The sequence below is a fragment of the Serratia sp. CY33802 genome (assembly GCF_052169095.1).
GTDB lineage: Bacteria > Pseudomonadota > Gammaproteobacteria > Enterobacterales > Enterobacteriaceae > Serratia > Serratia bockelmannii.
The window spans coordinates 85,208-99,262 of sequence record NZ_JBJNLL010000005.1; the positions used below are offsets into that span (position 1 = coordinate 85,208).

Consider the following 14,055-nt stretch of genomic DNA (forward strand, 5'->3'; position numbering starts at 1 on the left):
GTATAATGCCCGCCGCAAAAGCGCACGAGGAATTATGCGATGACTGAATATAACGATGAGTACTGGATGCGTCAGGCATTGCAGCTGGCCCTGCGCGCGCAGGAAGAGGGCGAGGTGCCGGTGGGTGCGCTACTGGTGCTGGACAATCAGGTCATCGGCGAGGGCTGGAACCGCCCGATCGGCCGACACGATCCAACCGCGCACGCCGAGATCATGGCGCTGCGCCAGGGCGGCGCGGTGCTGCAAAACTACCGCTTGTTGAACGCCACGCTGTACGTCACGCTGGAGCCCTGCGTGATGTGCGCCGGTGCGATGGTGCACAGCCGTATCCGCCGGTTGGTGTATGGCGCCGCCGACGAGAAAACCGGCGCGGCCGGTTCGCTGGTGGACATTTTGCGCCATCCGGGCATGAACCATCAGGTGGAGATCGTCTCGGGCGTGCTGGCGGACGAATGCGCCGCCACCCTGAGCAATTTCTTCCGCCTGCGCCGCGAACAGAAAAAAGCGCTCAAGCTGGCGCAGCGGGCGGCGGATACGCCGGAATAATCAGTAGTTGAGCGCCAGTTCCGGCATCACCGTCGGATAGCCTTTCCCCAACGCTTCCTGCTCGGCGGCCGCTTGCGCCGCCTTTCTCTCTTTTTCCTGCAGATAACCCACCAGGCTGACCTGGTAGCGGCGGATGTTCTCTACATAGTTGTAGGCTTCTCGCCCACGCGCATAACCGTAGGTCAGCTGCGGGTAGTAGCGCTTTTGGCTGAGCATCGGCAGGCGCTGTTTGACGTCGACCCAGCTGTCCGGATTGCCTTTTTGCGTTTTGGTCAGCTTGCGTGCGTCCAGCATATGGCCCCAGCCCATGTTGTAGGCCGCCAGCGAGAACCAGATGCGCTCGTCTTCCGGCACGCTGTCCGGCACCTTGGCCATTAGTCGCTGCAGGTAGAGCGCGCCGCCCTGAATGCTCTCTTCCGGATCGAGGCGGTCGTTGACCCCCAGGCCGTCGGCGGTGGCGCGGGTCAGCATCATCAGGCCACGCACGCCGGTGGGGGAGGTGGCCTGCGGATTCCAGTGCGATTCCTGATAGGCGATGGCCGCCAGCAGCTTCCAGTCGATCTCGTTGGCGTGCTTCTCGAACAGTGGGCGGAAGTTGGGCAGCACCGAGTCGATGGCCGACAGGAAGGTTTTGGTGTCCACATAGTCGAAGCTGCCGACGTGGCCGAGGTATTTCTCCTCCAGCCGCGCCAGGGTGCCGTCGTCCACCATTTGACTGTAGAAATCCAGCATCGCTGCGTACAGGCTGTCGTCGCCGTCACGTTTGAGATACCAGGTGACCGGCTCTTCGTCGGTGACGTCGAACGCCACCGCCAGCTGCGGATGGATGCGCTGCAGCAGCGCGATGGTCACCGAATCGCCGAGGGTGTAGTCCAGCTTGCCGTCGGCAACCCGCTCCAGCAGCTCTTTGGAGGTGAGATCGCTGGAGGACTCCCAGGTGAGATCCGGGTATTTATCCTGCTTGAGCTGTTTTAGCGTGCTGACGTGCGCGGAACCGGAGGCGACCGCCAGCTTGCCTTTGATGTCGGCGAAGCTTTTCGGCCGCGGGGTGCCCAGTCGGTACACCAGCTGTTGGGAAACAGAGTAGTAGGCCGGGCCTGTGCGTGCGCGGCTCAGGCGTTCCTGGTTGTAGATAAGGCCTGCCGCCAGCAGGTCGGCGTCGTCGTCGTCCAGATCGTCGAACAGGTCATTGATGTTCTGATGGGGGATCACCACCAGCTTCACCCCGAGGTAGTTGGCGAAGCGCTTGGCCAGTTCGTAGTCGAGCCCACCCGGCCCTTGCTTGGTGTTGAAATAGGTCAGCGGGGAGTTCAGCGTGCTGATACGCAACTCGCCGCGGGAAATGATCTCCTGGAGTTGCCCGCCCTGGCCGCTGCGCCAGGTGATATTGGGCCACAGCGCGAGAGCCAGAAGCAGGGTGACAACGCCGATGAGGATGTAGTTTATTTTAAGACGTTTCAAATAGTTATCCAGTGGTGGCACAGGTACGCCGGCGACGACAACCGCGACTTTTCTCATGGTTAAATCACCAGTGCGGGGGCATTTTGCGCAACAAAACGCCAGTGTGCAACTTTATTGACACGTTATGACAATTCGTCGGTGCGGCACGCTTTTATCAATAATCCCTACGCAAACGGTTTCGTCGGCGGCGAGGATTCTCTATAATGACGCGCGTTTTCCCCTGTTGCGCCCAATGAAGCGTCTTATCCGTCGCTTCGAAGACGAGAGAACTTTGATTATGGAAATTCTGCGTGGTTCGCCCGCTTTATCGGCTTTTCGCATTACCAAACTGCTGTCCCGCTGCCAGGACGCTCACCTGCCCGTCAGTGATATCTACGCCGAGTACGTCCACTTTGCCGATGTTAGTGCACCGCTAAGTGCCGAAGAACACGCCAAGCTTCAGCGTCTGCTCAAGTACGGTCCTTCTCTCGCCGAACACGCTCCCGAAGGCCGGTTGCTGCTGGTTACGCCACGTCCGGGCACCATTTCTCCCTGGTCTTCCAAAGCCACCGATATTGCCCACAACTGCGGTTTGCAACAGGTGCTGCGGTTGGAACGCGGCCTGGCGTTCTACGTCAAGGCGCCCGAGCTGACGGAAACCCAGTGGCGCCAGCTCGCCGCGCTGCTGCACGATCGCATGATGGAAACCGTCTTCAGCGAGCTGCAACAGGCCGAACAGCTGTTCGCGCACCATCAGCCGGCGCCGTATCAGTCGGTCGATGTGCTGGGCGCAGGGCGCGCCGCGCTGGAGCAGGCCAACGTCCGGCTCGGCCTGGCGCTGGCGCAGGACGAGATCGACTATCTGCTGAATGCCTTTACCGGTTTGGGGCGCAACCCGACGGATATCGAACTCTATATGTTCGCGCAGGCCAACTCCGAGCACTGCCGCCACAAGATTTTCAACGCCGACTGGATCATCGACGGCGAACAGCAGCCTAAATCGCTGTTCAAAATGATCAAGAACACCTATGAGCAGACGCCGGACTACGTGCTGTCGGCGTATAAAGACAACGCCGCCGTGATGGAAGGCTCGCAGGTCGGTCGCTTCTTCGCCGCGCCGGAGAACGGCACGTACGATTACCATCAGGAAGATGCGCACATCCTGATGAAGGTAGAAACCCACAACCACCCGACGGCGATCTCACCGTGGCCGGGCGCCGCGACCGGCTCCGGCGGCGAGATCCGCGACGAGGGCGCCACCGGCCGCGGCGCCAAGCCGAAGGCCGGCCTGGTGGGCTTCTCGGTGTCCAACCTGCGCATTCCCGGCTTTGAACAGCCGTGGGAGCAGGATTTCGGCAAGCCGGAACGCATCGTCACCGCGCTGGATATCATGACCGAAGGCCCGCTGGGCGGCGCGGCATTCAACAACGAATTCGGTCGTCCGGCGCTGCTGGGCTACTTCCGTACCTATGAAGAGCGCGTCAACAGCCATAACGGCGTGGAGCTGCGCGGCTACCACAAACCGATCATGCTGGCGGGCGGTATCGGCAACATCCGCGCCGATCATGTGCAGAAAGGGGAAATCACCGTCGGCGCCAAGCTGGTGGTGCTGGGCGGCCCGGCGATGAATATCGGCCTGGGCGGCGGCGCAGCCTCGTCGATGGCGTCAGGCCAGTCCGATGCCGATCTGGACTTCGCTTCGGTGCAGCGCGACAACCCAGAAATGGAGCGCCGCTGTCAGGAAGTGATTGACCGCTGCTGGCAGCTGGGCGACCAGAACCCGATCCTGTTTATCCATGACGTCGGTGCCGGCGGCCTGTCCAACGCCATGCCGGAGCTGGTGAGCGACGGCGGCCGCGGCGGCCGCTTCGAGCTGCGCGATATCCTCAACGACGAGCCGGGCATGAGCCCGCTGGAAGTGTGGTGCAACGAATCGCAGGAACGTTACGTGATGGCGATTGCCCCGGCGCAGATGGCACAGTTCGACGAGATTTGCCGCCGCGAGCGCGCACCTTATGCGGTGATCGGCGAAGCGACCGAAGAACAGCACCTGACGCTGAACGACCGCCACTTCGACAACCAGCCGATCGACATGCCGCTGGACGTGCTGCTCGGCAAGACGCCGAAAATGACCCGCGACGTTACCCGCCTGCAGGCGCATGGCGAGGCGGTGCAGCGTGAGAACATCACGCTGGCCGACGCGGTGAAACGCGTGCTGCATTTGCCGGCCGTTGCGGAGAAAACCTTCCTGATCACCATCGGCGACCGCACCGTTACCGGCATGGTGGCGCGTGACCAGATGGTCGGCCCGTGGCAGATCCCGGTGGCCGACTGTGCGGTCACCACCGCCAGCCTGGACAGCTATTACGGCGAAGCGATGTCGCTCGGCGAACGCGCGCCGGTGGCGCTGCTGGACTTCGCCGCCTCCGGCCGCCTGGCGGTCGGGGAAGCGCTGACCAACCTGGCCGCCACGGAAATCGGCAGTCTGAAGCGCGTGAAGCTGTCCGCCAACTGGATGGCCGCCGCCGGCCACCCGGGTGAAGACGCCGGCCTGTACGAAGCGGTGAAAGCGGTGGGCGAAGAGCTGTGCCCGGCGCTGGGCATCACCATTCCGGTGGGTAAAGACTCCATGTCGATGAAAACCCGCTGGCAGGAAGGCAATGAACAGCGTGAAATGACCTCGCCGCTGTCGCTGGTCATCACCGCCTTCGCTCGCGTGGAAGACGTGCGCCACACCGTGACGCCACAATTGCGCACCGATAAGGGCGACAGCGCGCTGCTGTTGATCGACCTGGGCAACGGCCATAACGCGCTGGGCGCCACCGCGCTGGCGCAGGTTTACCGCCAACTGGGCGACAAACCTGCCGACGTGCGCAACGTTGCGCAGCTGGCGGGCTTCTTCAACGCCATGCAGCAGCTGGTGGCCGATCGCGCGCTGCTGGCTTACCACGATCGCGCCGACGGCGGCCTGCTGGTGACGCTGGCGGAGATGGCCTTCGCCGGTCACTGCGGCGTAGAGGTTAACCTCGATGGCCTCGGCGACGATGCGCTGGCGGTGCTGTTCAACGAAGAGCTGGGCGCGGTGATCCAGGTGAGCGCCGAACGCCTCGACGACGTGAAGCGGGCGTTCGCGCAGCACGGTCTGACCGACAACGTGCATCACATCGGCAGCGTGCAGGCCGGCGATCGTTTCGTCATCACCCAGCACGGCAAGGCGCTGTACAGCGAAAGCCGCAATACGCTGCGCACCTGGTGGGCGGAAACCACCTGGCAGATGCAGCGCCTGCGCGATAACCCGGCGTGCGCCGATCAGGAACATCAGGCCAAGCAGGATGAACAAGATCCTGGCCTGAACGTGAAACTGACCTTCGCACCCGAGGAAGACATCGCCGCGCCGTACATCGCCAAGGGCGCTCGCCCGAAAGTGGCGGTGCTGCGCGAGCAGGGGGTGAACTCCCACGTTGAAATGGCGGCGGCGTTCCACCGCGCCGGCTTTGACGCCGTGGACGTGCACATGAGCGATCTGCTGGCAGGGCGCCGCGATCTGCAGGACTTCCACACGCTGGTGGCCTGCGGCGGCTTCTCTTACGGCGACGTACTGGGTGCTGGCGAAGGCTGGGCGAAGTCTATCCTGTTCAACGAGCGGGTGCGTGACGAGTTTGAGGCGTTCTTCCACCGTCCGCAGACGCTGGCGCTGGGCGTATGCAACGGCTGCCAGATGATGTCCAACCTGCGTGAGCTGATCCCGGGCGCCGAACACTGGCCGCGCTTCGTGCGCAACCTGTCGGATCGCTTCGAGGCGCGCTTCAGCCTGGTGGAAGTGGCGGCCAGCCCGTCGCTATTCATGCAGGGCATGACTGGTTCGCGCATGCCGATCGCCGTTTCCCACGGTGAAGGGCACGTCGAAGTGCGCGATGCGGCGCATCTGGCGGCGCTGGAAAGCCACGGCCTGGTGGCGCTGCGTTTCGTCAACAACGCCGGTCAGGTGACGGAAGCTTACCCGGCTAACCCGAACGGTTCGCCGAACGGCATTACCGCCGTGACCAGCGCCAACGGACGTGCCACGGTGATGATGCCGCACCCGGAACGCGTGTTCCGCACGGTGAGCAACTCCTGGCACCCGGAAGAGTGGGGCGAGGACAGCCCGTGGATGCGCATGTTCCGCAACGCCCGTAAGCAGCTGGGCTAAAAACGGCCACCACCGTACAGAGGGCGCAAGCAATTGCGCCCTTTTTTATGGCCGGCGTTCGCCGAATGGCGGCAGTGTCTGCATTTAGCGACAGGCGCTATTTTCCCTGTCGCTAAATGGAGACATTTAACCGTTTGATTTTATTGGTGGTAAGCGGGTTTGGCTTTAGTTGTCTGCATTTGGCGACAGCGCGGCGTTTTTTTCATCGCTCATCGGGGCGTGATGCGCAAAGAAATTTGCTGATATAATTTTATTTTTTAATAAAATCATGTGATTATAATTTTAATTGCAAAGTTGGCACGCAACGTGCATTATTCTCGTCAGTTGCTCATTCAACTTTTTATGACGGCGCCGTCATTAGACGGCAAATCGCCTCATAAGCCTCCGAATGATGCCAAAGAAATGGTGCCTATCGTCCAACTAAACCGATAACAGACCGTGCAAGCGGCTTTATCAAGCATCGGGCGACACGTGGAGTGAGGCACCGCCTGTATCCAACTGTGATGAAGGGTTCATCAATCCTGGATACTTACGGATGCTATTCGTCCTGTTCGATGCCAGCCGCTGCGCTACATCACCCTGGGGACGAGGTTCAAGGGCATCCACACTTTCCTTGCGTTGGGGCAAGTTTCTTGCCCCGATGTCAATTCTCAACGCTGCGCTTATCCCTGTTTCGTTGCCTATGCCCTCGAACGCAGACGCTCTCCCCATACTCTCGCTTTCGCACCGGTTGATGCTGCCGGGGCCGCATGTCGTCGGCAGGCCAGGCCTATGGGCGCGGTTCACCAATCCCGCGGCTTTTTCCTTGTGCGTTCAGGATTCTCCCTTGCCGGGCTTTTTTCTTTCCGGCGAGTCAGTTAGCATCGTGACAGAGCTGAGAGAATGAGATGATTTCGTTGAAAAAATGGCGTTTATTTCCCCGTTCGCTGCGGCAATTGGTGCTGCTGGCCTTTCTGTTGGTGCTGCTGCCGCTGTTGGTGCTGGCCTATCAAGCCTACCAGAGCCTGGATCACCTCAGCGCGCAGGCGGCGGACATCAACCGCACCACGCTGGTGGACGCGCGGCGCAGTGAGGCGATGACCAGCGTGGCGCTGGAGATGGAGCGCAGCTATCGTCAGTACTGCGTGCTGGTCGATCCTACGCTGCAGAAGCTGTACCAGAACCAGCGCAAGCAATATTCGCAGATGCTGGACGCCCACGCGCCGATTCTGCCGGACGAGCGCTACTACCAAACGCTGCGTCAGTTGCTGACCCAGCTGGCGGCGATCAAATGCCATAACAGCGGGCCGGACCAAGAGGCTTCGGCCTTGCTCGAATCGTTCTCCCGTTCCAACGCCGAAATGGTGCAGGCCACGCGCGCGGTGGTGTTCTCGCGCGGCCAGCAGCTGCAGCAGGCCATCGCCGAGCGTGGCCAGTTCTTCGGCTGGCAGGCGCTGCTGCTGTTCCTGGTCAGCGTGCTGCTGGTGGTGCTGTTTACCCGCATGATCATCGGGCCGGTCAAGGCCGTGGAACGGATGATCAACCGCCTGGGGGAGGGGCGCGCGTTGGGCAGCACTGCATCGTTCAAAGGGCCGCGCGAGCTGCGTTCGCTGGCGCAGCGCATCATCTGGCTGAGCGAGCGGCTGGCGTGGCTGGAATCGCAGCGCCACGAATTCTTGCGCCATATCTCGCACGAGTTGAAAACGCCGCTGGCCAGCATGCGCGAAGGCACCGAGCTGCTGGCCGACGAGGTGGCGGGGCCGCTGACTTCCGATCAGAAAGAGGTGGTGACGATCCTCGACAACAGCAGTCGCCACCTGCAGCAGCTGATTGAACAGCTGCTGGATTACAACCGCAAACTGGCCGATGGCCCGGCGGAACACGAGAACGTCGAGCTGCGCGAGATGGTCGATTTGGTGGTCGCCGCGCACAGTTTGCCGGCGCGGGCGAAGATGATTTCCACCGAAATCGTGCTGGAGGCGGAAATCTGCTGGGCAGAGCCTACGCTATTAATGCGCGTGCTGGATAATCTCTACTCCAATGCGGTGCACTACGGCAAGGAATCCGGTAACATTTGGATCCGCAGCCGTCAGGTTGGACAACGGGTGCAAATCGACGTCGCCAATACCGGCACGCCGATCCCCGAGGCTGAAAGAGCCATGATTTTCGAGCCTTTTTTCCAGGGTAGTCACCAGCGAAAAGGGGCGGTAAAAGGAAGCGGACTGGGGTTGAGCATCGCTCAGGACTGTATCCGTCGCATGCGCGGTGAGCTGCAACTGGCGACGGTCGCCGGTGCAGACGTCTGCTTCCGCATTGAACTGCCGTTAACCGCCGAGAATGAATAAATAATGTACACATGGTCTAAGCGCCTTCGTCTTTCACAGACCGAACGTTCACCGCGTGCCACGCACAGAGCGCCGCTCGGCAAACGCCCGATCAGCTGGTTGGGTGCCGTCTTCTTTATGCCGCTGTTGCTGGCGGGCTGCGTCGATCGTGCCGTCAGCGGCGGCCTGAACTCTCAGCAGCAAGAGGCGATCCCGGATACCAAGGTGATCGATTACCGCACCGCGGCTTGCGATACCCTGTGGCAGTTGGACGACAAGGATGCGCTGGATAATGCGCTCTACTGGCTGCGCGCGATGGACTGCGCCGATCGCATCGGCTCGACCCAGGCGCGTGCGCTGGCGAAAACGGTGCCGGGTGACAGCTGGTCCGGCGTTTTCAAACAGAGCATCCTGCTGGGTAGCGCACAGCCGACCTCTGGCGAACGCCGCCAGATGATCGACAGGATCAACAGCTATCGGATGGAGTTCCCCGGCTCGCTGCGTCCACTGACGCAGCTGTGGCGCCAGCAGCAGATGCTGCAGATCACGCTGTTCGATGAGAAAGCGCGCTATCAGCATCTGCAGGAGAGCAGCGACAGCCAGATCGATTCGCTGCGCCAGAGCCAGGCGCGTTTGCAATCGCAGCTGCAGGACACCTCGCGCAAGCTGGAAAACCTGACCGACATCGAGCGCCAGCTCTCTTCGCGCAAGCAGCTGCAAGGGGAAATCCCGGACAACGGCGCGGGCTCGCAAAAGGGCGAAGCCGCCGGTAAAAACGGCGCGGCCGCCAAAGGGGCTGAGCCGCAGGACGAGCCGGAAAAGGGCACCGCGCTGCCGGTTGAACCGGAAGACACCTATACGCCGCCCCCTGCCAATAAGGAGTCCCACGCGCAATGACCGCACGCAAACCGGCCAACCTGTTATTGGTTGACGACGATCCCAGCCTGCTGAAGCTGCTGGGCATGCGCCTGACCAGTGAAGGTTTTCACGTCACCACCGCCGAAAGCGGCCAGGAAGCGCTGCGCCTGCTGGCGCGCGAACAGATCGATCTGGTGATCAGCGATCTGCGTATGGACGAGATGGACGGCATGGCGCTGTTCGCCGAGATCCAAAAACATCAGCCGGGCATGCCGGTGATCATTCTCACCGCGCACGGTTCGATTCCCGATGCGGTGGCCGCCACCCAGCAAGGGGTGTTCAGCTTCCTCACCAAACCGGTGGATCGCGATGCGCTGTACAAGGCCATCGACGAGGCGCTCGCGCTGTCGGCCACCCCGGCCGGCGACGAGGCCTGGCGGGAAGACATCGTCACCCGCAGCCCGCTGATGCTGCGCCTGCTGGAGCAGGTGAAAATGGTGGCGCAGTCCGACGTCAGCGTGTTGATCAACGGCCAGAGCGGCACCGGCAAAGAGGTGGTGGCGCAGGCGATCCACGCCGCCAGCCCGCGCGCCGGCAAGGCGTTCATCGCCATCAACTGCGGCGCGCTGCCGGAGCAGCTGCTGGAGTCCGAACTGTTCGGCCACGCCAAGGGCGCCTTTACCGGCGCGGTCAGCAGCCGCGAAGGGCTGTTCCAGGCGGCGGCGGGCGGCACGCTGTTCCTCGACGAAATCGGCGATATGCCGCTGTCGCTGCAGGTGAAGTTGCTGCGTGTGCTGCAGGAGCGCAAGGTGCGGCCGCTGGGCAGCAACCGCGATCTGGACATCGACGTGCGCATCATCTCCGCCACCCACCGCGATCTGCAAAAGGCGATGGCGAAGAACGAGTTCCGCGAGGATCTCTACTACCGCCTCAACGTGGTGAACCTGAAGATCCCGGCGCTCAACGAGCGCGCCGAAGACATTCCGCTGCTGGCCAACCACCTGTTGCGCGAAGCGGCTCAGCGGCACAAGCCGTTCGTGCGCAGCTTCTCGACCGACGCCATGAAGCGGCTGATGACCGCCAGCTGGCCGGGCAACGTGCGTCAGCTGGTCAACGTCATCGAGCAGTGCGTGGCGCTGACCTCGGCGCCGGTGATCAGCGAAGCCCTGGTGGAGCAAGCGCTGGAAGGAGAAAACACCGCGCTGCCGACCTTTGCCGAAGCGCGCAACCAGTTTGAGTTGCACTACCTGCGCAAGCTGCTGCAGATCACCAAGGGCAACGTGACCCAGGCCGCACGCATGGCGGGCCGCAACCGCACCGAGTTTTACAAATTGCTGTCGCGTCACGAGCTGGACGCCAACGATTTCAAAGAATGACAGATTCCCGCCGGTGCCTGCCACGCAGGTTCTCAACAAATCCGGCGGAATGATTTACACTCCGTTCTCTTTGCCGCGGCGCGCCCCGGCGTAGAGCACCATGGAACGTATTAAGCGGGATCGTACACAAATGAGCAGATCACTTTCCATCGCCCTGGCCCAGCTGAACCTGCTGGTCGGCGACATTGAAGGCAACACCGAACGCATGTTGCAAATCGTGCAGGAGCAGCAGAAGGCGGGAGCCGATCTGGTCATGTTCAGCGAACTGGCGCTGTCCGGCTACCCGCCGGAAGACCTGCTGTATCGCAATGATTTCTACCAGCGCTGCGACGCGCAGCTGCTGCGCCTGCAGCAGGCCTCCGCCGAGACGGCGATCCTGGTCGGCCACCCGTGGCGCGAAGGCGACAAGCTGTATAACGCGCTGTCGCTGTTTGCCGAAGGGCGCCTGCTGACCCGCTACTTCAAGCAGCAGCTTCCGAACTACGGCGTGTTTGATGAGAAGCGCTATTTCCATGCCGGCAACGACACCTGCGTGGTGGAGCTGAAAGGCTACCGTCTGGGGCTGCTGATTTGCGAAGATCTGTGGTTCCCTGAGCCGATCGACGCCGCCAAGGCGGCCGGCGCGGAGATTATCCTGTCGATCAATGCCTCGCCGTATAACCGCGAAAAACCATATATCCGTAAAACGCTGATGGCCGGCCACTGCCAGCGCACCCAGCTGCCGCTGGTGTACCTCAACCAGGTCGGCGGCCAGGATGAGCTGATCTTCGACGGCTGCTCCAAGGTATTCGACGCCGCCGGCACCATGACCCACCGTCTGGCGGCCTTCGACGAGCAGGTGACTCGTCTGGAATTCAACGAGCTGGCCGTGGTGCCGATGGCCGATCCGGCCGCTGAACTGCCGCAGCTGGCGCAGGTGTATCAGGCGCTGGTGCTGGCGGTGCGCGACTACGTGACCAAAAACGGCTTTAAAGGCGCGGTGCTGGGGCTGTCCGGCGGTATCGACTCGGCGCTGACGCTGGCGATTGCCGTGGATGCGTTGGGTAAAGACAAGGTGCAGGCGCTGATGATGCCGTTCCGCTATACCGCGGATATCAGCATCGCCGACGCCAAGGAAGAGGCGGAAATCCTTGGCGTGGAGTTCGATATCGTCTCCATCGAACCGATGTTCGACGCCTTTATGGGCCAGCTGTCGCCGATGTTCGCCGGCACCGAGCGTGACACCACCGAAGAAAACCTGCAGGCGCGTTGCCGCGGGGTGGTGCTGATGGCGCTGTCTAACAAACGCCGTAGCATCGTGCTTACCACCGGTAACAAGAGCGAAATGGCGGTGGGTTACGCCACGCTGTACGGCGATATGGCCGGCGGTTTCGACGTGTTGAAAGACGTGCCGAAAACGCTGGTGTTCAAGCTGTCCGAATACCGTAATACCGTCTCCTACGTGATCCCGCAGCGGGTGATCGATCGTCCGCCGTCCGCCGAGCTGGCGCCGGATCAGGTCGATCAGGACAGCCTGCCGCCGTACGATATCCTGGATGCGATCCTGGAAGGCTACGTTGAGCGTGACAAGTCGGTCGCCGATCTGGTGGCCGAAGGGTTCGACGAAGCGATCGTGCGCAAGGTGATCCGCCTGGTGGACATCAACGAATACAAGCGGCGTCAGGCCGCCGTCGGGCCGCGCATCACCGCCCGTAACTTCGGCAAAGACCGCCGCTACCCCATCACATCCGGTTTTGGCCGCAAAAATTGGTAAAAGGAAAGAAGATGAAAAAGATCGACGCGATTATCAAGCCGTTCAAACTGGATGACGTCCGCGAAGCGCTGGCCGAAGTGGGCATCACCGGCATGACGGTCACCGAAGTGAAAGGTTTCGGCCGCCAGAAGGGCCACACCGAGCTATACCGCGGTGCCGAGTACATGGTCGACTTTTTGCCTAAGGTGAAGATCGAGATCGTGGTTGCCGACGACATCGTTGACACCTGCGTGGAAACCATCATGCAGACCGCGCAGACCGGCAAGATCGGCGACGGCAAGATCTTCGTCTTCGACGTGGCGCGCGTGGTGCGCATCCGTACCGGCGAGCAGGACGAAGAAGCGATCTGATCCTCTGCCATCAAGGGCGCAGCGTGCTGCGCCCTTGTCATTTCTGTCCTCCGCGCATCATGCTTCTTCGCCTCGCCGTTTCCCCCTTTTTGCCTGTCAGCATTCTAAAAAAGCGAACGCTATCGCGTTTTTGATACTTTTCCCGATCGCTTCGTGGCCGGCGTCTACACTCAACGCAATGTTTTTGCTTGAGGAATCCCCCCCATGATGACGTTACGCCAAATCCGCCACTTCATCGCCGTGGCGGAAACCGGGTCGATCTCCGCCGGCGCCCAGGCGGTGTTTGTCTCCCAGTCTTCGCTGACGCTCGCTATCCAGCAGCTGGAAACCGAGATCGGCGTGCGGCTGTTCGATCGCCACGCCAAGGGCATGACGCTGACCCATCAGGGGCATCAGTTTTTGCGCCAGTCGTATCTGATCCTGGCGACGGTGGACAACGCCAAGCGCAGCCTGCAGATCGGCACCGAAAGCCTGACCGGCAAGCTGACCGTCGGCGTCACCAGCCTGGTGGCCGGCTACTTTCTGGTGGAGCTGCTCACGCGCTTTAAATCGGCCTATCCCAACGTCACCGTGCAGGTGGTTGAAGATGAACGCCCGTACATCGAGCATCTGCTGGTTAGCGGCGAGATCGACATCGGCGTGCTGATCTTGTCGAACATCGAGGACCGCGACGCGCTGCAGACCGAGGTGCTGATGCACTCGCCGTATCGCCTGTGGCTACCGCCGCTGCACCCGCTGCTGGAGCACGAGAGCATCAGCCTGGCGGACGTGGCCAAACAGCCGCTGATCCAGCTCAACGCCGATGAAATGGACGTGCACGCGCGGCGCATCTGGGCGCGCGCCGGGCTGAAGCCGGAGATCGCCATGAAGACCGCCTCGACCGAGGCGGTGCGCAGTCTGGTGGCGGCGGGGATGGGGGTCTCCATCCAGCCGGACATGGCGTACCGCGCCTGGTCGCTGGAGGGCAACATGATCGAGGCGCGCAAGCTGGACGATCTGCTGGAGCCGCTGGATATCGGGTTGGCATGGCGGCGCGGCAGCGCGCGGCCGGAGCTGGTGACGCCGTTCCTCACCATCGCGCGCGAGAACGGCAGCAAACACGCCGCCGGGCTTAAGCATTCGATTTAATCGAACGCGTCGTTCAGTATTTAGAATTTGTTGCCCGCCAGAGGCTCGCTTAGGCTGATTAAAACTAACTTATTCACATTTGGTTAACGTTTTTGTCACTTAGGGGCGTCAG

9 protein-coding genes are annotated in these 14,055 nt (G+C 61.7%); 8 read left to right on the forward strand and 1 reads right to left on the reverse strand.

Features of this window, described 5'->3' with window-relative positions; all coding sequences use genetic code 11:
* The first annotated feature begins 39 nt into the window (after positions 1-39).
* Positions 40-546: a tRNA adenosine(34) deaminase TadA gene (gene tadA / locus ACJ8HA_RS16735; RefSeq protein ID WP_049204917.1), complete on the forward strand. Its 507-nt coding sequence runs from the start codon at positions 40-42 to the stop codon at positions 544-546.
* Here tadA and mltF read toward each other — a convergent pair whose 3' ends face one another.
* A complete protein-coding gene (mltF, locus tag ACJ8HA_RS16740) occupies positions 547-2,007 on the reverse strand; it encodes a membrane-bound lytic murein transglycosylase MltF (protein WP_025303935.1) in 1,461 nt (486 codons plus the stop codon).
* A 274-nt stretch (positions 2,008-2,281) separates the two neighbouring features.
* On the opposite strand from mltF, the gene purL reads away from it, so the two are divergent.
* The 7 genes from purL (at position 2,282) to ACJ8HA_RS16775 (ending at position 13,943) form a co-directional block, all read left to right on the forward strand.
* Positions 2,282-6,175, forward strand: a complete 3,894-nt coding sequence (gene purL, locus ACJ8HA_RS16745; RefSeq protein ID WP_197819548.1) for a phosphoribosylformylglycinamidine synthase — start codon at positions 2,282-2,284, stop codon at positions 6,173-6,175.
* Between the two features lie 887 nt (positions 6,176-7,062).
* A complete protein-coding gene (locus ACJ8HA_RS16750; protein WP_025303933.1) occupies positions 7,063-8,499 on the forward strand; it encodes a sensor histidine kinase in 1,437 nt (478 codons plus the stop codon).
* 3 nt (positions 8,500-8,502) lie between these two features.
* Positions 8,503-9,375, forward strand: coding sequence for a two-component system QseEF-associated lipoprotein QseG (qseG, locus tag ACJ8HA_RS16755; protein WP_050505132.1), 873 nt, complete (start codon positions 8,503-8,505; stop codon positions 9,373-9,375).
* Positions 9,372-10,712 (forward strand): two-component system response regulator GlrR, encoded by a 1,341-nt coding sequence (gene glrR / locus ACJ8HA_RS16760; protein ID WP_025303931.1) that lies wholly within the window; start codon positions 9,372-9,374, stop codon positions 10,710-10,712. Before qseG ends, glrR begins: the two co-directional genes overlap by 4 nt.
* A 130-nt stretch (positions 10,713-10,842) precedes the next feature.
* Positions 10,843-12,465 (forward strand): NAD+ synthase, encoded by a 1,623-nt coding sequence (locus ACJ8HA_RS16765; RefSeq protein WP_025303930.1) that lies wholly within the window; start codon positions 10,843-10,845, stop codon positions 12,463-12,465.
* 11 nt (positions 12,466-12,476) lie between these two features.
* The gene (glnB, locus tag ACJ8HA_RS16770) at positions 12,477-12,815 is read left to right on the forward strand and encodes a nitrogen regulatory protein P-II (RefSeq protein ID WP_004847623.1); all 339 of its coding nucleotides are present in this window, start codon (positions 12,477-12,479) and stop codon (positions 12,813-12,815) included.
* Between the two features lie 204 nt (positions 12,816-13,019).
* On the forward strand, positions 13,020-13,943 hold the full coding sequence (locus ACJ8HA_RS16775; RefSeq protein WP_004941365.1) for a LysR substrate-binding domain-containing protein: 924 nt from the start codon (positions 13,020-13,022) through the stop codon (positions 13,941-13,943).
* The last annotated feature ends 112 nt before the right edge of the window (positions 13,944-14,055 follow it).